At 57.2% G+C, this 23,129-nt stretch carries 17 protein-coding genes and 4 pseudogenes; 5 read left to right on the top strand and 16 right to left on the bottom strand.

Annotated elements, in window-relative coordinates; translation table 11 throughout:
- Positions 1-38: 38 nt before the first annotated feature.
- From tcuB to ACEN8R_RS09765, 3 genes are all read right to left on the bottom strand, one after another.
- Positions 39-1,196, bottom strand: coding sequence for a tricarballylate utilization 4Fe-4S protein TcuB (gene tcuB / locus ACEN8R_RS09755; RefSeq protein WP_495624810.1), 1,158 nt, complete (start codon positions 1,194-1,196; stop codon positions 39-41).
- Positions 1,183-2,634 (bottom strand): FAD-dependent tricarballylate dehydrogenase TcuA, encoded by a 1,452-nt coding sequence (gene tcuA / locus ACEN8R_RS09760; protein WP_495624811.1) that lies wholly within the window; start codon positions 2,632-2,634, stop codon positions 1,183-1,185. The genes tcuB and tcuA overlap by 14 nt, the downstream gene beginning before the upstream one ends.
- A 173-nt stretch (positions 2,635-2,807) precedes the next feature.
- Positions 2,808-3,743 (bottom strand): LysR family transcriptional regulator, encoded by a 936-nt coding sequence (locus tag ACEN8R_RS09765; protein WP_138867536.1) that lies wholly within the window; start codon positions 3,741-3,743, stop codon positions 2,808-2,810.
- A 1,094-nt stretch (positions 3,744-4,837) separates the two neighbouring features.
- On the opposite strand from ACEN8R_RS09765, the pseudogene ACEN8R_RS09770 reads away from it, so the two are divergent.
- A pseudogene (locus ACEN8R_RS09770) lies at positions 4,838-4,964 on the top strand (hypothetical protein); the annotation flags it as partial.
- Between the two features lie 133 nt (positions 4,965-5,097).
- On the opposite strand, the pseudogene ACEN8R_RS09775 reads toward ACEN8R_RS09770, so the two are convergent.
- The 5 genes and pseudogenes from ACEN8R_RS09775 to ACEN8R_RS09795 form a co-directional block, all read right to left on the bottom strand.
- Positions 5,098-5,217: pseudogene (locus tag ACEN8R_RS09775) on the bottom strand (hypothetical protein); the annotation flags it as partial.
- 110 nt (positions 5,218-5,327) lie between these two features.
- Positions 5,328-6,713 carry a GntP family permease gene (locus ACEN8R_RS09780; protein ID WP_032833722.1) on the bottom strand — a complete coding sequence of 462 codons (1,386 nt, stop codon included), beginning with the start codon at positions 6,711-6,713 and terminating at the stop codon, positions 5,328-5,330.
- A gap of 297 nt (positions 6,714-7,010) precedes the next feature.
- Entirely contained in the window at positions 7,011-7,856 is an 846-nt protein-coding gene (locus ACEN8R_RS09785) for an amidohydrolase family protein (protein WP_477759167.1), read from the bottom strand.
- A gap of 28 nt (positions 7,857-7,884) precedes the next feature.
- Positions 7,885-9,174: an MFS transporter gene (locus ACEN8R_RS09790; protein ID WP_495624812.1), complete on the bottom strand. Its 1,290-nt coding sequence runs from the start codon at positions 9,172-9,174 to the stop codon at positions 7,885-7,887.
- 136 nt (positions 9,175-9,310) lie between these two features.
- Entirely contained in the window at positions 9,311-10,042 is a 732-nt protein-coding gene (locus ACEN8R_RS09795; protein ID WP_111453331.1) for a GntR family transcriptional regulator, read from the bottom strand.
- A gap of 216 nt (positions 10,043-10,258) precedes the next feature.
- On the opposite strand from ACEN8R_RS09795, the pseudogene ACEN8R_RS09800 reads away from it, so the two are divergent.
- Positions 10,259-10,393, top strand: a pseudogene (locus tag ACEN8R_RS09800) (OprD family outer membrane porin); the annotation flags it as partial.
- 80 nt (positions 10,394-10,473) lie between these two features.
- Here the strand turns inward: ACEN8R_RS09800 and ACEN8R_RS09805 are convergent.
- The 4 genes from ACEN8R_RS09805 to ACEN8R_RS09820 form a co-directional block, all read right to left on the bottom strand.
- The gene (locus ACEN8R_RS09805; RefSeq protein WP_026286395.1) at positions 10,474-11,217 is read right to left on the bottom strand and encodes a proteasome-type protease; all 744 of its coding nucleotides are present in this window, start codon (positions 11,215-11,217) and stop codon (positions 10,474-10,476) included.
- Positions 11,218-11,297: 80 nt separating this feature from the next.
- Positions 11,298-12,095, bottom strand: a complete 798-nt coding sequence (locus ACEN8R_RS09810; RefSeq protein ID WP_495624813.1) for a transglutaminase family protein — start codon at positions 12,093-12,095, stop codon at positions 11,298-11,300.
- Positions 12,092-13,042, bottom strand: a complete 951-nt coding sequence (locus tag ACEN8R_RS09815) for an alpha-E domain-containing protein (protein WP_019578892.1) — start codon at positions 13,040-13,042, stop codon at positions 12,092-12,094. Before ACEN8R_RS09815 ends, ACEN8R_RS09810 begins: the two co-directional genes overlap by 4 nt.
- A 3-nt stretch (positions 13,043-13,045) precedes the next feature.
- Positions 13,046-14,455 carry a circularly permuted type 2 ATP-grasp protein gene (locus ACEN8R_RS09820; RefSeq protein WP_111453329.1) on the bottom strand — a complete coding sequence of 470 codons (1,410 nt, stop codon included), beginning with the start codon at positions 14,453-14,455 and terminating at the stop codon, positions 13,046-13,048.
- A gap of 1,178 nt (positions 14,456-15,633) precedes the next feature.
- On the opposite strand from ACEN8R_RS09820, the pseudogene ACEN8R_RS09825 reads away from it, so the two are divergent.
- A pseudogene (locus tag ACEN8R_RS09825) lies at positions 15,634-15,744 on the top strand (ornithine carbamoyltransferase); the annotation flags it as partial.
- A 75-nt stretch (positions 15,745-15,819) separates the two neighbouring features.
- Here the strand turns inward: ACEN8R_RS09825 and ACEN8R_RS09830 are convergent.
- From ACEN8R_RS09830 to ACEN8R_RS09840, 3 genes are all read right to left on the bottom strand, one after another.
- Positions 15,820-17,583 carry a SulP family inorganic anion transporter gene (locus ACEN8R_RS09830; RefSeq protein ID WP_026286394.1) on the bottom strand — a complete coding sequence of 588 codons (1,764 nt, stop codon included), beginning with the start codon at positions 17,581-17,583 and terminating at the stop codon, positions 15,820-15,822.
- Positions 17,584-17,905: 322 nt separating this feature from the next.
- Positions 17,906-18,103 (bottom strand): YbdD/YjiX family protein, encoded by a 198-nt coding sequence (locus ACEN8R_RS09835; protein WP_007938220.1) that lies wholly within the window; start codon positions 18,101-18,103, stop codon positions 17,906-17,908.
- A 14-nt stretch (positions 18,104-18,117) separates the two neighbouring features.
- The gene (locus ACEN8R_RS09840) at positions 18,118-20,175 is read right to left on the bottom strand and encodes a carbon starvation CstA family protein (RefSeq protein ID WP_495624814.1); all 2,058 of its coding nucleotides are present in this window, start codon (positions 20,173-20,175) and stop codon (positions 18,118-18,120) included.
- A 242-nt stretch (positions 20,176-20,417) separates the two neighbouring features.
- Between ACEN8R_RS09840 and ACEN8R_RS09845 the strand changes: the two genes are divergently transcribed.
- Complete coding sequence (locus ACEN8R_RS09845) at positions 20,418-21,779, top strand: cache domain-containing protein (protein ID WP_064617831.1); 1,362 nt, start codon at positions 20,418-20,420, stop codon at positions 21,777-21,779.
- Between the two features lie 33 nt (positions 21,780-21,812).
- Positions 21,813-22,445 (top strand): response regulator, encoded by a 633-nt coding sequence (locus tag ACEN8R_RS09850; protein WP_018925859.1) that lies wholly within the window; start codon positions 21,813-21,815, stop codon positions 22,443-22,445.
- A gap of 6 nt (positions 22,446-22,451) precedes the next feature.
- Here ACEN8R_RS09850 and ACEN8R_RS09855 read toward each other — a convergent pair whose 3' ends face one another.
- Positions 22,452-22,973, bottom strand: a complete 522-nt coding sequence (locus tag ACEN8R_RS09855) for a transporter suffix domain-containing protein (protein WP_018925858.1) — start codon at positions 22,971-22,973, stop codon at positions 22,452-22,454.
- Positions 22,974-23,129 lie beyond the last annotated feature (156 nt).

The raw sequence follows: 23,129 nt of genomic DNA on the forward strand, positions 1-23,129 counted from the left end.
GGTGATCAATATTGTTTTTGGAATGAATGGATCGCCGATCAGTCGCTACCTGCGTTGATCGGGTTGGGTTGGCGTTTTTCGATGGAGTACTTGAGCAGCGCGGCGCTGCGGAAGATGCCATGGGCGAATTTGCTGTAGGGCATGGTCAGGAAAAACGCCATGACCAGGCCGAGATGGATTGCCAGCAACAGGCCCAAGGCTGCGGTTTCACGGAACGCCAGGAGTGCCAGGCCGCTGGCGCTGACCAGGAACAGCAGTGCGATAAAGCCGCGATCCATGGGTTTCTGGTTTTCGTCGCCGTGTTCGGGGTTGCGACGCAGGTTCAACCACAACAGACCCGCAGGGCCGACCAGCAACCCGAGCCCACCGCTGATGCCCAGCATCACCGGCAAGCTCAAGACGGGGTAGGGCGCCGACCAGTCCAGAAGGAAATGGTAGAGCGTGGCGACCCCAGTGGCGGCGAAGCACAGCATGAAGCCGTAGAAGGTGAAGTGGTGGAAGCGCCGCCGCCACAAGGTGAATCGATCATCAGCGTTATTGCAGCCCTCGCCATGGCCACCGTCCAGAAATTTGAGCCGGGCGACGTTGGCCGTGGCTTCCAGTGCAGCAGCGGTTTTTTCCTGCGCGGGCGCGTCGGTCGGTGAAACATTGCGCCAGAAGCGCCGCGCGCCAAGGGTTAACGCGAGTACCGCGAATCCGAAAACTGCACCGAACATTACGGCCAGGGTGTTGTGCGGAAAGATCCCGTAGAAATTTCCCCCGGGCATCGCCGTGAACAGGTTGCCCATCACCATCAACGTGAGACACAGGAACAGTGCCAGCCCGACACCGGCGGACAGTGCCAGAGTCAGTCCGTTGCGTCGGTATAGTGTGCCCATCGCCTGTGGCCAGGCGTACTCGGTATAAGTGTCGAGGCGGACTTTGGCCATGGCCTTGGGCACATTGATTACGAATTCGTGAGGGGCAGCGTACTGACAGGCATGCAGGCATGCGCCGCAGTTATGGCAAAGGTTCGCCAGGTAATGGATATCCGCCTGAGAAAACTCCAGACGCCTTGTCATGGCCGGGAATACAGCGCAGAAGCCCTCGCAGTAACGGCAGGCATTGCAAACGGTCATTTGTCGCTGAACTTCGCTTTCATCAAGGTTGAGTACGGGAATCAATTTACCCGGTGCCTTGGGATCAAACAGCTGCATGTTGGGGCTCCGTGGAGGAAGGGGTCAGGAAGCCGGCCGCAGCCGCGGCTTGCACACCGGCGATGCGACCGAATGCGGTACCAATGGCCATGCCGATGCCGGCGGTATAGCCCTTGCCCAATACGTTGCCCGCCATCATTTCTCCTGCGACAAACAGGTTGGGGCTAGCCTTGCCGTTGAAGTGAACGGCGGCGGTATCGTCGGTAGCGAGGCCTAGATAGGTGAAGGTCACGCCAGGTTTAAGTGGGTAGGCACAGAAGGGGGGCTTTACCAATGGGCGGGCCCAATGGGTTTTGGCGGGTGTCAAACCTTCGGTGTGGCAATTGTCCAGCGCGGTGTGGTCGAACGTGCCGACGCAGCAGGCTGCGTTATATTCCTCGATGGTTTTGACAAATTGCGTCACGGGAAGCTTCAACTGGCGGGCCAGGTCTTGCAGAGAGTTGGCTTTAGTGCCCGGAAACACCGGAGGCATGAAACGGCCGAGGGCTTGTTGGTCGATGATCGAGTAGGCCTGTTGACCGGGTTGACCCGCCACCAGGCGGCCCCAGATCGCATAGCGCTTGGGCCAGAAATCCTCGCCTTCGTCATAGAAGCGTTCGCCGTCGCGATTGACCACCACGCCCAGCGATACGCAATCGATACGGGTACAGATACCACCGTCATACAGGGGCGCACGGGCGTCGATGGCCACCATGTGCGCTTGGGTTGGGTCACCGATAAAATCGGCGCCCAAGCTCTGCATGCGCCGAAGCAGTACACCAGTATTGAAGCGCGTCCCGCGAATCAGAAAATTGTCTGACGGCCATTCTCCGCGATCGTTTTGGCCCCAAGCCTCACGGAGCCACTCGCGGTTCGACTCGAAACCGCCAGCCGCCAGAACGCACGTCTTGGCCTGGATCCGCTCGGCGGGCAAACGCTGACCATTGACCTCACGCTCACCGATGTGGGCTGCGACGAATGCTCCGTCCTTCAACTCGATGTCGATGACTTGAGCGTTGTAGCGGATCTTCACTCCCAGCCGCTCGGCGCTGCGGAAGTACGCGTTAACCAACGCTTTGCCGCCGCCCATGAAAAACGCATTGGTGCGCGCAACATGTAGGGCACCAGACAACGACGGCTGAAAATGCACACCATGGGAGCGCATCCAGTCACGGCAGTTCGACGAGGCGCGGATGACAATACGTGCAAGCTTTTCGTTAGTAATCCCACCGGTGACTTTCAGCAGATCCTGCCAATATTCTTCTTCGGGATAGGCATCGACCAACACATCTTGCGGTGCGTCGTGCATACATCGCAGGTTTCGTGTGTGTTGCGAGTTGCCACCGCGCCAGATTTTCGGTGCGCCCTCCAGCAGCATCACGCTAGCGCCAGCCTCTCGCGCCATCAACGCTGCACACAAGGCGGCATTGCCGCCGCCAATTACTAATACGTCGATCATCATCACTCCTCAATCGCAAGGAGGCATGAACGAAGTGCTCCTCGCGAGTGGGGGGAAGGTAGAGCTGTCAGCTTATTGTCGAAAGGCGCGAAATGAATGGGGGTGTTTAGTTTTCATAAAGGCTTTGGCGCGGACACCTCAGTATTGGAAACCGGGAAGAGGGTGCGCCGGGATCATGACGCGACGTCCTCAATCCACGATGCTCCCGGCCATTGTTGATCAACGACCAACTGTCGAGCGACATCGGTGATGACCAGTCGCGCCGCCAGAGCAGCGGGAGACAGCTCATCATCAGGCAGTGTCGCCAGCAGGTTTCGTCGACCTACGTGAGCATCGGAAATTTCCACCACTGAAAGTCCCGACTCACCTTTGAGCGCTGCTGCCGCACCGGGCTGGATGGTGGCAGCATGACCTGCGCGTACGGCGTTCATCAATACGGCAAGCCCATCCACTTCCATGATGATGTTGGGAGCCAATCCCGAACGTTCAAACGCAACCATCAGCGTAGAACGCAAACCGTGTTGCGCACTGGGCATTACCAGTGGAAGTTGCCCCAGATCCGCCAGTTGCACGCTGGTTCCTTGTGGTGCGTGGGGCAGGTGCGGTGAGCTGATGACAAATAGTTTTTCGTCGAGCAGCGGTGTCACGCTCCAGCGCTTACCACCTTCGAGTTGAAACAGAATGGCCAGGTCGATCTGGCGAGCATTGAGTTGCGTGGCCAAATGCCCGGATAGCATTTCGACCAGGTGCAATTGAATATCCGGGTAACGCTCTCGCATCGCGTTGATCAATGGCAGGGCAAGAACAGTGGAAGTCGTGGGCGCCATTCCGACGGTGACGTACCCACTCATTCGCCCACGGTGAGCGGCCATGATCGCATTTTCGGCTTGCCGCAAACACAGCTGGGCATGGTGCAGGAACGCCATACCGGAGCTGGTAGGTGTGACGCCAGTAGTGGTGCGATTAAGGAGGCGGGTTGACAGCTCACTTTCAAGTTTCGCGATCTGTTGGCTAAGGGCTGATACGCCGACGTCCAGTTCAAGAGCTGCGCGTCCCAAGCTGCCGTGTTCGAGGATTTTTACGAAATATCGCAGTTGTCTCAATTCCAAGCGTTGCTGCTCCACGTTAAATTGTTGTTGGAATGCCTATCGATTACCGCGGCGAGCACCAAACCGCAAGACAATATAGGAGAGGGCCTGAAAATTTTGAGATTCGTTGTTGTTCCTACAATCCAAACAGAAACAGGATCAATGCGTAACGGAGCGCGCTTCTACTGCCAGACTGTACCGCAAGGTTTCAACATCTATGGTAGGGAAGAGAAACTACGTCTGAAGACTACCTATGAGTCTCGAGAAGGCACCGAGACTGAATGTCGACGACTTAACTTTGATCGCCTTCAAATCATACTTTCTGAGCGCGAATCCATAATTGCGCTGTAGGTATGAGCAGTCCTGCAAATCATCCGGCGCTTGGCGTTCCGAAATGAGTGGATCAAAGGATCTGGAGTTGCGTATCTGTCAGGCTGCGGTAACGAGCGTGGTCGGGACGAACATTGATGATATGGCTTTCAAAGCGTCGTTCAATCTCGAATGAGTATGGGCAACGGCGCTAGCAGGTTTGTCGAATCAGTGGTTTAGGCGGTTCATGAACATCTATGACATGACACATCATTTAACATAATATACATTACACGTAACATTATGTTTCAAGATTAGTCCAGCGGACGCAGGTTTTCGAGGATCCCTTTCATTCGATGCTCTTGCTTGTGGTGGAAAATGCAGGACGATCTCTGATGAATCAACCTATGTGCGTGCGGTGTGTCGATTTTACTGTCGATGGAAAACTACACGCTATCGGGAAGCTGCAAGGTGAAGCGGCTACCGCCATTCGGATTGGGCTCATGTCGAATGCCCCATCCAAGGTGATCTACAACACGTTCGATGGTGGATAGGTCCAAGCCCGAGCCACCCGTGAAATCATCAGCGCCCCTAAAGCCGATTTGGGATTTGACAGGCATTCCTCGCATTTCTGATTGAGCTGTTCCCTTCAACGCCACCTTGGGATGAACTAATCAACAAAGTCGTGGGCGCGAGGCAGGAAAAAGGCATTTTGACGGTTTCTGAATGATCTGGCCCAGAGTGTGTAAAAACGCCGTCGCGAACACTTGCTATGGTTTTTGAGGGTTTCGTCGCAGGGATCGCCTATGAAGCGCTTTATCCAATGTGAACATCGAGGCCAAGACACCTTTACTTCCCGAGAGCCTTGATGACTATGCCCACGATGCCAATCCGGTTCGCGTAGTCGACATCTTGGTCTACGATCTCGACCTCCACCGTTATCGTTCCTGCCCCCTCTTCACTCTACTAATACCGGGACAGACCACATGCGTAGGCTCTGAGGTATTGTCCCTCCTGAGTTGACAGTAAAACCGTTTCCACCCCCTTTTCCTTTTTTCATAGATCATTAATCTGAACAATTTCGAAAGCGCATACAACAAAGGGCCCTTGAAGGGCCCTTCGTTTCTACAACTTCGCCTGTGTGAGGTTTTTTGTAGACCTTCACCTGGCGGGGCTTATGCGTGCCGACACTTTAGGGTTAGAGCCGAGTAAAACACCCTGTGGAACGTAACTCTATCTCCCCCCCCCTCGGCTAACTCGTTCGGGCAGGGTTACTAACTGCGAACAGATCCTGACTCAAACCACCGTGACAGCCGCATTCAACATCAACACCACAATCAAACCGACCACGGCTACGATGGATTGAACCACCGAAATGGTCTTGGTGGCTTCGCCCATAGTCATGCCGAAGGATTCCTTCACCATCCAGAAGCCCGCATGGTTCGCATAGTTGAAGAACAGCGAGCCGCAGCCTATGGACAAGGCAAGCAGAGGCAGGTTGAGGCTGGGATCAGCACCTGCAAGCGGCGCCAGCAAGCCAGCAGCACCAACGATACCGACAGTGGCAGAACCGGTAGATACCGAGAGCAACATCGCGATCAACCAACCCAAGATCAGCGGAGGGAACGCAGACTGCTGAGTCAGGTGCACAATGGCATCGCCCACCTTGGCGCTGGTCAACAGCTCCTGAAAGGCACCACCGCCGGCGATGATCATGATGATTGAGGCGATTGGCTTGAGGCTCTTGCCCAGGGATTCGCGCAATTGCCCCGCATCGCCGCCCCGCGCGAGTACCAGACTTGCCCCTGCGAACAGCACGCCCAGGAGCATGGCGATCAGGGGATTGCCCAAGAAACTAGCCATTTTCAGGATCGCATTGTCCTTGGGTAATACCATCTCAGCGACGGCATGAATCAGCATCAGGATCGCCGGTAGCAAGGCTGCCAGCACGCCAAGGCATACGCTGGTGCTTGGTTGATCGTCGGCTTTTTCAGCCAGGGTGAACTGATCTAGCAAAACCTGATCGGGCCGAGTGCTCATGCGCGGCGAAATGAATGCGCCATAAAGCGGGCCGCCTAAAATCATTGCAGGAATAGCCGCAAGGAAGCCATAGAGCATTGTGGGCCCAACCGAGGTTTTGAGCGCGGCGATGGCCGTCAAGGGGCCAGGGTGCGGCGGTACCATCCCGTGCATGGCTGCAAGTGCCGCAATCACCGGAACACCCACATACACATAGGCTGAACCTTTGAAGCGAGCCTGGCTTTCCAGCTTTCGCGCCACGCTGAATATCAGCGGCAGCATGATCACCAAGCCCACCTCGAAAAACATGGGAATGCCAATTACAAATGCAACCATCATCATGGCCCAAGGTATCATCCGATCCGATGTTCGCTTGAGGATGACCTCGGCGACCTGCTCTGTGACACCTGCGTCAGCAAGAATTTTGCCTAGCATCGCTCCAAGCGCGATTACGACCCCTACTGCCCCCAGTGTCTTTCCGACGCCGGTGATCAAGTGGGAGACTATGGTTTCTGGTTCCATACTGGTTGCAAAGCCAACGCCAACGGAGACTACTAGCAAGGCCAGGAGCGGGTGCATTTTGAGACGCGACACGATGAGCGCCACCAGCACCAGGACGCTCACCAATGCGGTCAGTAAGAGGTCTACATCTAAGGGAGTCATGAAAGGATCTCGGCTGGGCTGGCGCTCAAACTGCACTCAGATTTGAAAGAGAAGTTTGAAACCGTAACGCCTGTCGGCGCACGCAATAAACCAAACATCGTTTGGGTACTTTCAACTTCGGCATTGGATGACGTGTTCATGGAATCTACTCTCTTGTAATTGGAATATGCTGCTATTACACAGAACTTTTCGATGAGCCACGATAGGTTTTACTGCAACGGTCGCACTTCGAATGTTCTGTATGTATTCGTTTAAATGGGTGAGATGAATGGTCATCTGCAAATGCAGGCGTAAATTTCAGCTTTCGCCTTTCGCAAAACCGAATAACCTTCGAGGGACTTGCACCAGCAACGAATAGCTAACCTGCGTCGAACACTCCAGGGCTTGCAACTGATCGACTACGGTGCTGAAACCGATGCTTTGCTCATGCTGCGTATGCGGCCAGTCGCTGCCCCACACCAACTGGCGAAGGCCGAAACTTTGTTCCAGCAGCGGTAATGCCATTCGAGCGAAATTGATGTTCTGTTGCGGCGTACCTCCCAAACGATAGATTCCCGATACCTTCATCCAGATCGAACCTTTCGATCCCAACTCCAGTAACTCGCAAAAGCCGGGCTGATCGACGCCCGAATTGGCATCCGGCCGACCAAAGTGATCAATCACCAACTTCAAACCGAACGGCGTCAATTGATGGATCAGTCCCGGCAGATCCTTTACCTCCCGATGCAACTCGACATGCCAGTCAAGATCAGCAATGTGGCTGAAAAACTCTCTCCAGGCACTGTTACGAAAATCAGGTAACGCCTTACCCATCAGGTTCAAGCGAACGCCGACCACGCCCAGGTGATCCATGTCATTCAACATGGCGCGACTGACGCCTGGTTCCAGCACAACCACGCCTCGCAACTGATCCGGCGCTTGCCTCAACGCCGCCAGCAGGTAGCTATTGTCGGTACCGAGAAAGCTCGGTTGCACCAATACGCCATGACTCAGACCATGAGCGTGCAAGTGCGTCAGATACTGCTCAAGCGTGGCGTCGTAATCAGGGGTATAGCGCCGTGCACCGACCAGACATAGATCACGGCTAAACACATGAGCGTGGGAGTCGATGCCGGTGATCGGCGTAGAACAGGTGTCAGTCATAGCGTTCATCTATAGAAGGTAAAGGGCATCAGGCCCGGGCACTCTCGTTGCCGTTGACCGTTGCTGGCACCGATGCACTCGAGGCTTCGAGGCTGCATCCACGGGTTTCCGGCAGACAAAGTGCCGCGATCACCGCCACGCCGTAGGCAATCCCTGCGTCGATGCCAATCGCCGAACCCAATGACATGGAGTCGCTCATGTGACCGACCAGGAACGGGAATACTGCAGAGAGCACCCGGCCAAAGTTGTAGCAGAAACCGACACCGGCACCGCGTACATCCGCTGGGTACAACTCGTTGAACAGCGCACCAAGACTCGCAGGAATGCCTGCCGCGAAGAAGCCGAGCGGGAACCCCAGAAACAGCATCTGGGTATTGGTCAGCGGCAGGAACACATAACACTGCACGGTGACGACACAGCACAACGCGAACAGCACGATGTTTTTGCGGCGGCCAATACGGTCGATCAAGAATCCGCTAACAACGCAGCCACACCAGAAGGCGAAGATAATCACCGCCAGATAGCCGCCAGAGTTCAGCACCGACAGGTTGCGCTCAGTCTTGAGGAATGTCGGCAGCCAAGTCATCACCGCGTGGTATCCGCCGTGTGCGCCCAAGCCCAACAACCCGCCGAACAGCGTTACGCGGAGCAGTTCAGGTCGGAAAATACCGGCCAGGGATTTGAAGAAGCTCTGTGGAATGGCGTGTTCTTTCTGCAAACGTTGGAAGCTGTCAGGCTCCTCGACATTACGCCGTACCCAGAGGATCAGGAACGAGGGCAGCAGGCCTACGACAAACATCACACGCCAGGCCATGTCTTGCGGTACGAACGTATAAATCAGCGCAAATACCCCGACCGCCAGCCCCCAACCGACCGCCCAGGCACTTTGCACAGTGCCCATCACTTTGCCGCGGTATTTCGGGTTGATGGTTTCGGCCATCAATACCGCGCCGGCGGCCCACTCACCGCCAATGCCGAAGCCTTGCAGTGCCTTGACCATCAGCAACTGATGGAACCCTGTGACGAAGGCGGACAGAAAGGTGAAGAAGGAGAACCACAGAATCATCCACTGCAACGTACGCACCCGGCCGTAGCGGTCGGACAACGTCCCCCCTACCCATCCGCCGATGGCCGAAGTGACCAGCGTGACGCCGCTGATCAGCCCGGCATCGCCCTTGGTCAGTGCGAACGCAGCGATCAATGCCGGAATGGCCAGGCCGAACATTTGTACTTCCAGAGCATCCAGCGACCATCCGCCGAAGCAGGCCCAGAACGTTTTGCGCTCCCGAGGAGTGACTTGGCGATACCAGCTGAACATGATTTCTTATCCTTATAAGTGAAACGTGAGGCAGCCGAAAGCGAACCGCGCCGCTACGAGGCCAGGCATGGCAAGCAAGACGATGAAGACGGCGCAGATCAGGCGCCGATGAGCGATCCGCTATTGAGGCAAGGCGCTAGCGAATATCCACGCTGTAACGGAAATGCTCGGCATGCCCACGGGAGCGACGCCATTCCAGAGGCGTCCCGGCGTAGTCACGCGCCAGACGCTCGATCACCACCACGGGACTGTTGACCGGTACTTGCAGCAATCGCGCATGCACGTCGTTTACAGACTCGGCGGTGAGTGTTTCTTCGGCAGAAGCGACGACCTGACCGCAGACTTCTTCGTAAATCGGATACAACAGCGGCCCTTTTCGACTCAGGTCGATCTCCAGCAGCGGCTGAAACCGGCTGCGAGGTAGCCAGATTTCTTCGGCAAGTACCGGCTGAACATCGAGAAGACGTACGCGAACAATGCGAATAACCGGTGCGTCGATTGGCAGGCCTAACGTTTGGGCCACCGCCGAGGGTGCGGCCACCGGCTCAATCGACAAGATGCGACTCTCCGGCACCTGGCGCTCGCCCGCAGCGGTCTGGAAGCGGAAAAATCGGAACAGTGACGATTGAAACTGCGGCCGGCGAACGAAGGTGCCTCGACCTTGCTGACGCTCAAGAACGCCCTCACTGACCAGCGCGTCAACCGCTTTGCGTACGGTGCCAGTGGACAGTTGGTACTCCGCTGAAAGTGCAGCCTCGGTGGGAATGGCCTCCCCGGGACGCCAACGATTGTTGGCAATCTGTTCAGCCAACTGATCTCGCAGGCGCTGATAAAGCGGTAGCCGGACATCACTGGATAAGGAGTTCATCGACTTTATTCACCTTGTTATATAGTCATATATATGAATCTTGAGGCGAGTATTCTCCTGATGCATTTTTCTGTCAACAAGGGTTGCTGATCTCGCTGACGAAAGGTGGGTGAGCCTAGGTCAACTGGAATGACCCACTGCCTCAATCCGAGTGAGCCCTACCCGCTCAGCCTGTTCTAAAATCTCCTCTGGCGTTGCGTCCGTAGTGGGCATGATCTGGACTATGCGATTCAGTCCGGCACGCTTAAAGGTGTCGGATTTGGATGGCGCAACGGCAAGTCCAACAGCGAGGCGGCGCGTGACCAGAACCAGAATCGCTTGATCGTGAGCTACAGCATTCCGCTGCTTTAGCCAATCGACATCACGATATCGCGCACTTGGTAATCGCTGGCCCGGCCGCTTTACTTCAGCGCTGACGCAGAGTCAGCGCTTTATTGGCAGCCCCCCGACATGTAAGCGTCAGGCGGCGCCGGCAATGCGGCAAGCATGTCCTGCAGTCCGGCAGCCCACTGCATACGGATACGCATGAAATACGGGTCATCAGCCGTAATGCGATAACTTTTCGCGCTGGCAAAACTGTCCTTTCTGAACACCAGCAGGTCCAGCGGCATACCCACCGACAGGTTGCTGCGCATGGTCGAGTCGAACGAGATCAGCCCGCAGCGCAGGCCCTCTTCGAGTGATGTGCGGTACGTGAGGTTGCGATCGAGTATCGGTCGGCCGTACTTGCTTTCACCCAATTGCAGGAATGGCGTGTCCTCCGTCGCCTGAATGAAGTTGCCTTGCGGATAAATGCTGTACACATCCATCGCCCCCTCCGCGATCTGCCCGCCCACCAGAAAAGAGCAACTCAAGTCGGTCTTGCCGGCCAACTTGGTACGGTCCCGGGCGACGACTTCGCGAACGGTTTCGGCCACCAGCACAGTGGCGTCATAGAGTGTGCGGACATTCAACAGGTGCGGGCCAGGCCCACTGCAACGCTGCTTGAGCAAGTTCACCACCGATTGCGAGGTGGCCAGATTGCCCGCGGTCTGCAACACAATCAGCCGCTCGCCCGGCGTGCTGAAAATAAACAACTTACGAAACGTTGAAATCTGGTCGATACCGGCATTGGTCCGTGAGTCGGAGATGAACACCATCCCGTCGGCCAGGTGCATAGCGACGCAATAAGTCATTTGCGCTTACTCGTGAATTCTGGATGAAAGGCCATACCGTCTCCCCGACGGCATGGCCAATTACGGTGAACGTTTCAGGCTTATTGGTGCTGAACCTGAAACAGCGACGTTACCTGTACCCGCGCCAGCATCGACTCGGCCCCGCCACCACGACGCATGCCACGTACCGGGCAGGCGTCGAGGTAGTCCAGGCCTACCGCCAGTTTCAGATGGCGTTCGGGCCGGGCCAGCCGGTTGGTGACATCGAAGCTGTACCAACCATCGTCGAGCCAGGCTTCGGCCCAGGCATGGCTGGCCAAGTGGTTTTCATCTTCGGTGCACAAGTAACCGGAGACATAACGCGCAGGAATCCCCAGGCTACGGGCGCAGGCCAGGAAGGCGTGAGTGTGGTCCTGACAGACCCCGCCTCCACCCGCAAACGCCTCGGCGGCCGTGGTGTCCACGGTGGTTGCGCCCGGGTTGTAGACCATATGGTCGGCCAGGCCGTGCATCAGGTCGATCAACGCCGTTCGATCACGGCGTATGCCGCAGTGCTGCACGGCGAAGGCATTCAGGGCATCGTCCGCAATCGTCAGCTTACTGCTGCGCAAAAACGGCAAAGGCGATTGGCTGTCGCGCTCCAGCTCACGGTCCGAGTCGATATCCACCTGACCATAAGCTGTCAGTACCAAGGCCCCATGGGGTTCGTCCATCGTCAACACATGCAGGATGTTGCCGTACGGATCGAACTGGCTGCGCACCAGGCGCGGCAGTTCCAGGTGCCATTCCAGGATGCGCTGGCGTTCACTGTTCTGCGGCGTCAGACGCAGGAACTGAATGCTGGTGCAGACTTCATCGGCGTAGCTGTAGGTGGTGTCGTGACGTATGGACAGTTTCATACGGCCTCCAGATAGGACTCGTGAACGGTCTGGCCGAGATGGCGAACCTGGGAGATGAAGTCAGTCAGCCAGAGGTGCAGACCGAAGCCGAGAATCTCGTCGATACCGGTGTAGCGCAGCCGAGCATTCAACTCGGCGGCCAACCGCTGGGCGGCCCGCCCGTTGCTGCCCGGCAGGCTGGCGAGTATATGGTCCAGTTCCTCGATACAGGCATGCAACGAACGCGGGACGTCGCTGCGCAACAACAGCATCTCGGAGACCTGCTCGGCGCCCGGCGCATTGCGGTAGATCTCGTTGAACGCCTCGAAGGACGACAAGGCCCGCAGCAAGGCACTCCACTGGTAGTAGCCGCGCGCGGAATTGTCACTCACCTCCTCCGACTCCTCGCCGAACATTTCGTAGCGTGCATCCAGCAGGCGCAGCGTGTTGTCTGCCCGCTCAAGGAAAGTCCCCAGGCGAATGAAGCAGTAGGCATCGTTGCGCATGATGGTGCCCGAGGTCGCACCGCGGAACAGGTGCGAACGCTCCTTGACCCACTCGCAGAAATGGCTGATGCCATAGCGCGCCAGACCATTGCTGGCGATGTTGCGCATCTCCAGCCAGGTGGCGTTGATGTTCTCCCACATGTCGGCGGTGATGCGTCCGCGCACGGCATGAGCATTGGCTCGCGCGGCTTGCAAACAGCAATAGATACTCCCGGGGTTGGTTTCATCCAGCGCGAAGAAGTGCAACATGCGTTCGGTGTTGAGCTCTCCATAACGCTCGTTGTAATCGTCCAGCGTACCGGCGGCGAGCAGCGACATTGCCAGTTCGGCGCGGCCATCGGTACGCCCCGCCTGAGGCATCAACGACAACGAGTAACTGACTTCGAGCATGCGCGCCAGGTTTTCGGCGCGCTCCAGGTAACGGGACATCCAGTAGAGGTCCGAAGCGGTTCTTGAAAGCATGTCTTAGTCCTCCACTACCCAAGTGTCTTTGGTGCCGCCGCCCTGAGACGAGTTCACCACCAGCGAGCCTTCGCGCAATGCCACGCGGGTCAGGCCACCGGGCACCAGACGGGTTTCTCTGCCCGACAGCACAAACGGGCGCAGGTCAATGTGGCGTGGAGCGATGCCGTTTTCGACAAAGGTCGGGCACGTCGACAGGCACAGGGTTGGTTGGGCGATATAAGCTTCGGGGCGTGCCTTGAGGCGCGCGCGGAAGTCTTCGATTTCCGCCGCCGTGGCCGCCGGGCCGACCAGCATGCCGTAGCCACCGGAGCCCTGGGTTTCCTTGACCACCAGCTCAGGCAGATTCGCCAACACATGGGACAACTCTTCCGGTTTGCGGCATTGCCAGGTAGGCACGTTCTTGAGGATCGGTTCCTCGGCAAGATAGAAGCGGATCATGTCGCCGACATAGGGATAGATCGACTTGTCGTCGGCCACGCCGGTGCCGACGGCGTTCGCCAGCACCACATTGCCTGAGCGGTAAGCGGCAATCAGGCCCGGTACGCCGAGCATGGAGTCCGGGTTGAACGACAGTGGATCGAGATACGCATCGTCGAGACGGCGGTAAATGACGTCCACCTGTCTGGGGCCAGCGGTGGTGCGCATATAAACGTGATCGTCGCGGACAAACAGATCTGCGCCTTCAACCAGTTCCACGCCCATTTCACGGGCCAGGAACGCATGCTCGAAGTAAGCGCTGTTGAAGCGGCCCGGGGTCAGCACCACGGTCGTGGGATTGTCCAGCGGGCTGGAGCTCCTCAGGGTGTCCAGCAGCAGGTTCGGGTAGTGATCGATGGGCGCCACACGCTGGGCGGCGAAGAGTTCGGGGAACAAACGCATCATCATCTTGCGGTCTTCAAGCATGTAGCTGACGCCGCTGGGAGTGCGCAGATTGTCTTCCAGTACGTAGTAGCTGCCATCGCCGTCGCGGACCAGATCGACCCCGGCGATGTGGGCGTAGATGCCCCGGTGCAGATTCAGGCCCTGCATGGCGACCTGATAACCCTCATTGGCCAACACCTGTTCGGCCGGAATGATGCCCTCCTTGAGAATACGTTGCCCGTGGTAGATGTCGTCCAGGAACATGTTCAATGCCTGGACCCGTTGAATGCAGCCCTTCTCGACCATTTGCCATTCGCTGGCCTTGATGCTGCGCGGAATGATGTCGAACGGAATCAACCGTTCGGTGCCCTGCTCGTCCCCGTATAAGGTGAAGGTGATGCCGGCTCGGTGGAACAACAGGTCGGCTTCGCGACGACGTTGATCCAGCAACTCCAGAGGTGTGTCCGCCAACCAACGCGCGAACTCCTGGTAATGTGGGCGGCAGCCACCACTCGCATCATACATTTCGTTAAAAAAAGCTCGGGACATACCCTACTCCTTGCCGCAATACAGACGGCATTTTCTTATAACTTCGCTATTTCAATAAAATCAGGCCTTACGTTGTTTTAGTGAGTACTGTTTCTGTTGAGCACCTCAGTGTGCGTCGTTAACTTCCTGTCTCATTTGGAAACAAATTCCGCGTGAATTCGGCAACCTCTTGACGCGTTCCGACGCCAGAGACTTGGCCTTTGCGGTTTGATTTCTGGCGCCCCATTTATAACGTTCCCCCATAATTTTTTTTCGATGAAAAACCACACTAGCGGTGGTTTGAAAGTACTTTTGCAAGGGCTGTGCCCAACTATTGTTACGACCGATAAAAACCTTAAAAACCCTCCTACAAGCCTGAATTGCGACACATCATTTCATTTTTGAGACGAAAATCGATAAGACTACTGAAACGGTTTTTCCACTTGTAACTTGCACAACTCTGGATCGGACGAAAATGGTGCATTTGGCAACTGATTTGAGTTTTATGCCCTACAAGCGGGAAATTCCTACTCACTGTTTTTATTCTCCGTGTAATACAAGGCGTCCAGCGCGGCGCATTGATGAATACCGACGCACTATTAATGGTCAATAAAATGCACCCGGAGATGACGCCTGAAGCGAAGCTGCAAAGTAGTGAGGCATGGAGGACGGCCCGACACTGAGCCTTACCATCCGTACTACGCCAAAACCATATTCCACGCCCCGATGGCCAAGCTACAACGCAATAGGCATTGAGCTAGACAGTTGCTGTCCGACGCACGGCATCAGGCCGCGGGCAAACAGATCAGGATAGTTGATCCTGATCAATAGTTTGCCGGTTGATCGCGCACACGCTGTCGGGCACGCAACGACGCAATGCCATGGATTGCTCACCGCCAGCGTACTCAGAAAGCAAAGGATGAGCCTGCACACATCAGGATGATTGATTCCTGCCTTTTTGGAGCGCCGTCAATGAAGATTTATGTTGAAAAAGACCCTGCACAGAATTGTTGGTGGGTTCACATGGGGCTGTGGATGGCGAGCTTCCGCAGCCTTGATGGTGCCGAGTCTTTTGTCGAGAGATTGAACTCCCGAATCAATGCCCCGCACTCTCTGGAAATGATTACAAACCGTCCTTTGTGGCCGGGAACGATTTCCCGCAGCTCGCCTCTCGATCAGCACGATGAACCTCACTTGGCAAAGCCTGGGCCGAACGTATCAAGCAACTGTTGCCGTACCAGGTCAACACGGACTTGATGAAAGCCACCGGCAACCCGCGCCCCCGGTTCATGCACTGCCTTCCGGCATTCGTTCTGTGAAATCCGAGCGTCCACGCGCGCTTTGCTTTCCCGGGAAATCCCGCCTGCGAAGCTCATTGACGCGGGCTAACCCACTGGATAAATCACGAGATAACTTTCGACCGCATCGTCTATCGTTGGAAAAAACGCCGTTTCGCCCAGCTTGGCGAAAAGCCCGAATCGCTTTAGCTTGTCCTTGACCGGATCCTTCATCTCGGCCACGCACAACTTGATACCCGCCCCACGCAAGGTTTCATCGAGTTCAGCCAGCATATCGGCAGAAGTTACGTCCACGCTGGTGACCGGTTCCGACGCTACAACCAGCCAACGCACGGGCGAAGGCGATGTTGCCACGGCGTCCAGTACCCGGTCATTGAACAGCTCGGCATTGGCGAAAAACAAAGGCGCATCCCAGCGAAACAAAACCAGGCCTGGGATAAGGCGCGCGTCGGGATAGCGCTTGATATCGTGGTAACCCCGGATCTTTTCCGGGCTGCCCAGAACCGCCGAGTACGGGCGCCAGCCATCCCACAGGAACTCGATGACGGCGATCACGATGGCCAGGCCGATGCCCTCGATCGCGCCCAGTACGACCACACCGATGGTGCAGACGATCGACAGCCAGAATTCCCAGCGCTGGATGCGATAGATTCGTCGCAGGTCGGTCACTTCGATCAGGCCGATGGCGGATGCGATCACCACTGCCGCCAATGCGCTGGTAGGCAGGTTCTGCAACAGGTTCGGCGCCGCCATCAGCAATAAGGCAACTGCGATCGCACCGACGACACCGGTCAATTGGGTTTTCGCGCCTGCGGCCTCGGCTACGGGTGTCCGGGATGAACTGCTGCTGATTGGAAAACCTTGAAAAAACCCGGCGGTCAGATTGGCGAAGCCGAGCCCGACCATTTCCTGGTTCGGGTCCACATAAGTACGAGTCCGCGCCGCATAAACACGAGAGAGCACACTGGTGTCGGCGAACGAAACGAGGGCGACGGCACAACCACCAATCAGGACGGGGACGATATCAGCCCTGGTGATCCAGGGAATGGCGAATGCTGGCAGCCCCTGTGGGAGCGATCCCAGGACCGACACCCCGGCGCGAGCTGCAAGGTCCAGTACACCAACGGCAACGGTCGCGCCTGCCACTGCGACCAGAATGCCCGGCACGCGTTTATTGCCCTTGAGTAGCAGGATCACCGACAGAGTACTTGCGCCCACCGTGAACGCGGCCCAGTTGGTTATCCCAGCCATCACTGCTGTAGCGATCGCCCATACATTTCTCAGAGGCCCGTCGGTTTCTATCGAAAAACCGAAAAACTTTGGCAGTTGACTGATCAATACCACCAGCGCAATCCCGTTCATGTATCCGTAGCGGATCGGTTTGGAAAGCAGCTCAGTAATGAAGCCCAGACGCGCGATGCCAGCCAGGATGCACACCACCCCCGAGACGATCGCCATCATGCCCGCGAGGGCGATTGCGCGATGCGGATCGCCGCCGGACAGTGGCAAGACGACGGCCAGGATGACAGCAGCCAGCGAAGAGTCTGGCCCAAGCACCAGAATCCGGCTGGGACCGAACAACGCATAAGCGAGTAATGGAACGATCGTTGCGTAGAGCCCGTAAATACCGGGTACGCCCGATGCCACCGCATAGGCGATGCCGACGGGTATCAGCATTGTGGTGAGCACCAGTCCGGCCACGAGGTCGTGGCGCAACCAAATCATTTGGTATCCGCGCAACGTACGCAGTCCCGGGAGCCAGCGGTCCCAGAGGGTCTGGCCGTCGTTCGACTTGCGGTGCGCAATCCGCCCCGGTTCCGGGACGGGAGGCACAATATCCGAATGACTCATGGCAATGCAGCCCTTGGCGGAGACTCGCTCGGCAATCCGTCAGAATTTTTCGGGAATTCGCCGCAACGGATAATCCGGCTCGCGATAACCGCCTGCCTTCTCTTGCAGACCGCTCATTCGTTTTATCCAGATCGCGTGGACGGCCCTTCTGCTCTTGACGTTTAACTCCATCAGGCCCCCGGTGAGTCTAGAACATGATCAGCGATCATGAGGGCGTTCGCCCTGATGAAAAACCAGAGCGAATACCAACCGAATCGACCGTTGCAGGGTTGTCCTGCAACATAGAATCTCCCACAGGGTTTGGATCAACCTGGCTGTCAGGTCAGCAACACTTCGGCCCTGCCTTGCCGCCGTAACGAGCCTCCTGACGTTCGCGAAAGAACATCTCGTAGCTCATCACCGGCTTGTCCGGGTGTTCGGTTTGCATATGCTCGACGTAGTTGTCGTAGTCGGGCATGCCGACCATCAGGCGCGCAGCCTGACCGAGGTATTTACCGAGGCGACTCAGGTCATTGAACATGCTGCCCTCCTCGATCAAGCATCTGGCAGCGCATGGAATGGCGCTTCTTTATCCGTACGTTCTTTGGTGCCCCAGGCGGCGATACCGACCTTGAGCGCAAAGAACAGGATGCTGAACACCACGAGCAGGAACAACACCGTCAGCGTTGCGTTGGTGTAGGCGTTGTAGATCACATGCTGCATCTGCTCAATGCTCTTGGCCGGCGCCAGCACCTGACCGTTGGCCAGGGCATCGCTGTACTTCTTCGCTAGCGACAGGAAGCCAATCGCCGGGTTGGCGTCGAACAGCTTGATGAAGCCTGCAGTGGTGGTGCAGATCAGCAGCCATACCGCTGGCAGCATGGTCACCCACACATAGCGTTGGCGTTTCATTTTGATCAGCACAACGGTTGCCAACATCAGCGCGATACCGGCCAGCATCTGGTTGGAGATACCGAACAGTGGCCACAAGGTGTTGATCCCGCCCAACGGGTCGATCACGCCTTGGTACAGCAGGTAACCCCACATCGCCACGCAACCGGCGGTGGCGATCAGGTTGGCGGTCCAGGATTCGGTGCGTTTCAGCGCCGGCACGAAGGAACCAAGCAAGTCCTGCAGCATGAAACGCCCGGCACGGGTACCGGCATCGACCGCAGTGAGGATGAACAGCGCTTCAAACAGGATCGCGAAGTGGTACCAGAACGCCATGGTGTTTTCACCCGGCAGCACGTGGTGCAGGATCTGCGCGATACCGACCGCCAGGGTTGGCGCACCGCCGGCACGGGCCAGGATGGTGGTTTCACCGATGTCCTTGGCCACTGCTTGCAGCGCTTCCGGGGTAATCGCGAAACCCCAGCTGCTGACTGTCTGCGCAACCGAAACAGCATCGGCGCCGACCAGAGCTGCCGGGCTGTTCATGGCGAAATAGACGCCCGGCTCGATCACCGAAGCGGCAACCATCGCCATGATCGCCACGAAGGATTCCATCAGCATGCCGCCGTAACCGATGTAACGGGCATGGCCTTCGCTGGCAAGCAGCTTCGGCGTGGTGCCGGAAGCAATCAGTGCGTGGAAACCGGACACTGCGCCACAGGCAATGGTGATGAACAGGAACGGGAACAGCCCACCCTTCCACACCGGCCCGGTGCCGTCGATGAACTGGGTCAATGCCGGCATTTTCAGCTCGGGCATGGTGATCAGAATGCCGATCGCCAGCGCAACGATGGTGCCGATCTTGAGGAACGTGGACAGGTAATCACGCGGCGCCAGGATCAGCCATACCGGCAATACGGCCGCGACAAAACCGTAGCCGATCAGCATCCAGGTAATCTGCAGTCCAGTGAAGGTAAAGGCTTTGGCCCAGACCGGGTCAGCAGCAATTTGCCCGCCCAGCCAGATCGAACCGAGCAGCAACGCCACGCCGATCACCGAGATTTCACCAATACGGCCCGGACGGATGTAGCGCATGTAGATGCCCATGAACATCGCGATCGGGATGGTCGCCATCACCGTGAAAATGCCCCACGGGCTCTCGGCCAGGGCCTTGACCACGATCAGCGCCAGCACCGCGAGGATGATGATCATGATCAGGAAGCAGCCGAACAGCGCTATGGTCCCGGGGATGCGGCCCATTTCTTCACGGACCATGTCGCCCAGGGAACGGCCGTTGCGGCGAGTGGACATGAACAGGACCATGAAGTCCTGAACCGCACCGGCCAGCACCACGCCGGCAATCAGCCACAGCGTACCGGGCAGATAGCCCATCTGCGCCGCCAACACCGGACCGACCAGCGGCCCCGCGCCGGCAATGGCTGCGAAGTGATGACCGAAGAGTACGTGTTTATTGGTCGGCACATAGTCCAGACCATCGTTGTTGAGTACGGCGGGAGTGGCCCGATTGGGGTCGAGCTGCATCACCTTGGTGGCGATGAACAGGCTGTAATAGCGGTATGCGACGAGATAAATAGCGACGGCTGCGACTACGATCCAGAGGGCGTTGATGGCTTCGCCGCGGCGCAGGGCCACGACACTTAGCGCAAACGCTCCCAAGACAGCCACGGCAAACCAGGCGAGGTGTTTAGCCAGACGGGGCATAGCGTGTCTCCTGCCGACAGTCAGCGACTGCGGCGGTAATTATTATAATTGTGTCCGCTTTGCGGAGCGGGCCCAATATCCACCCATGCTGTCGACAAATAAATCCGCGTTACTACGTACGTGGCGTCTACGTAGTTCTACGTAGAAGGTTTGTCATTCTGTCCAGCACCGCTACTGGAGGCGCGTATCTTTGGCATATGATGCCGGGCCTTCGCCCTCCCTCGGTCTGGCCAGGAGTAGAGATGCAGCTCAAACACAAAATCGTCGCGCTCGGCATTCTGCCGCTGGTGTTGGCGATCGCGGTCATCTGCGCGCTGGTGATTTCCCTGAACCGCCAATTGGGTGATCAACAGGCGCAACTGATCGAAGACAGCATTCTGGCCAGCAAGCGCGCAGAGCTGAAAAACTACGTTGAAATGGCACAAAGCCTGATCGCGCCGCTGTACGACAACGGCCGTGGTGACGAACACGCACAGCAACAAGTGCTGGAAGAACTGCGCAAGCTCAGTTTTGGCATCAATGGCTACTTCTTCGTCTACGACCGCGAAGGCCGCAGCCTGATGCACGCACGCCAGTCAGAGCTGGTGGGCCAATACCTGTGGGACATGAAAGACCCTCACGGCCTGCCGGTAATCCAGGCGTTGCTCAAAAGCGCGGCATCCGGCGAAGGCTTTCAGCGTTACGCCTGGAACAAACCCTCTTCCGGCCAAGTGACCGACAAGCTCGCCTACGTAGTGATGCTCGATCGTTGGGGCTGGATGCTCGGCACCGGCATCTACCTTGAAGACGTTGAGCGCGCCACCCAACAAGCGCGTGCCGAGGTGGCTCAGGGCATCCGCACAACCATGCTGGCGATTGCCGCGGTGGCGCTTGTAGCGGTGCTGTTTGTGTTCGCCAGCGGCATGACGCTGAACGTCAGCGAACATCGCCTGGCCGACAAAAAGCTGCAGCGCCTGACCCAACGTATCGTCAGCCTGCAGGAGGAGGAGCGTTCGCGGGTTTCCCGAGAGCTGCACGACGGTATCAGCCAGTTGCTGGTCTCTATCAAGTTTCAGTTCGAACTGGCCAGCCATGTACTGGAGAATGGCCAAGACAAAGGCTTGAGCATTTTAAGAGACGCCACCGAGCGCCTGGGGGAAGCGATCGGCGAGGTTCGCAGCCTCTCCCACGACCTGCGCTCATCATTGCTCGACACCCTCGGCCTGCCGGCTGCGATCGGTCAACTCGCCGCCGAGTTCGAGCAACGCAGCGGTCTTGTTGTAACCTTCAACGATAACGAATTCGACTGTCACCTGGCCGATGGCGCCGCCGCCTCGCTGTTTCGCATTGTGCAAGAAGGCCTGACCAACATCGAACGCCACGCCCAGGCAAAACACGTCATCATTACCCTGCACGGCTGCGAAAAGTCCGTACGGTTGACGGTGATCGATGACGGCATAGGTTTCAATGTCGCCCAGGTCGAACGTCGCCAGGCCGGCATTGGTCTGCGTAATATCCGCGAGCGAGTCGAGCATTTTGGCGGTCGATTCGACCTGACCTCGATGCCGGGAAGAAGTGAGCTGGACGTGCTGCTGCCGATGAAGCCACCCAGTACAGAACGCTGACTCACCCCATAACAATTAGAGTGAATGCCTGCGATGAACCTGCCCTACCCGATCCGCGTCGCCCTGGTCGACGATCACTCCCTGGTCCGCGATGGCATCAAATCGCTGCTGGCGGTCATGGCGCCGCTGGAAGTGGTGGGCGAAGCCGAGAATGGCGCCGATGCCATTGAGATGGTCGGGCGCTGTCAGCCGGATCTGTTGCTGGTCGACATCAGCCTGAAGGATATCAACGGGCTCGAGCTGACCCGGCTGTTGCGCAGCCAGTACCCGTCGCTCAAGGTGCTGGTGCTGAGCATGTACGACAACTACGAATACGTCAGTGAATCGGTTCGCTCGGGGGCTAGCGGCTATGTACTGAAGAACGCGCCTTCACGGGAAATCATTGCGGCCATCGAAGCCATTGTCAGTGGTGGGACGTTCTACAGTGCCGAAATCGCCCAACGGCTCATCGCCGATAAAAGTACCGACAACGAACTGACACCGCGCGAGAGCCAGGTGCTGTACAAAATGGCTCAGGGGTTGAACAACAAGGAAATGGCTCGCGAGCTGGACATCAGCGTCCGCACAGTGGAAACCCATCGCCTGAGCATCCGCCGCAAACTCAACATCGACAAACCCGCCGCCCTCGTAAAATACGCGATCGATCACGGGATCATCTCTCGTTAGAAGCACTCACACCGTACTCACGTTGACAACACGCGCCGTGCGGATAAACAAAGCACGCACCTTGTCCCAGAAATTTCCCCCCAGTACGAAAAAGCTGCCGACCAACATGGCATCGCCCAGCGCCTGGACCTGCCAGAGGTTCGGTCTCAGCCCCGGCCACAGCGTGTCCACGTAAGGTTCGAGAAATGATGAGATCAGTGGCAGGCAAAACATCACCAGGCCAACTCGATGGCGAGCCGGGCCTACTTCCTGTTCAGTCGGTGCGAGCGTGGAAACGTAGCCAAACACGCTGCGCTTGAGTTGCTGAAAACCAGACTTGCCCATGACGGCGATGGCGAGGATCAGCAGAATCTTGTTGCTGATAAACAAAATGCCTGTCAGTGCCGCGATCTTTGGGCCGGGCACATCCGCAGCGGCGGCGAGCGGCACCAACAGCCAGGCGAGCACTGTCAAACTGAGAATCCCGATGCCTGCTTTGAAACGCCAACCGGTGGAGCTGGGGGCAATCTCGTCCTGGGGACTGGTCATGGTCTTCGTACCCTTCTTTTTCACCCGAATGAATAACTTTCAAAAGCGTAGCAGTTGCTCGGTGCCCTGTTTGTCAAACATGACCTTGTGTTTGTCTTGGCTGTACTAACCTAAGCGGAACCGGTTCAAGCCCGCACAGCCAGGGCATTCAATATT

This window comes from Pseudomonas sp. Pseusp15, assembly GCF_059492165.1.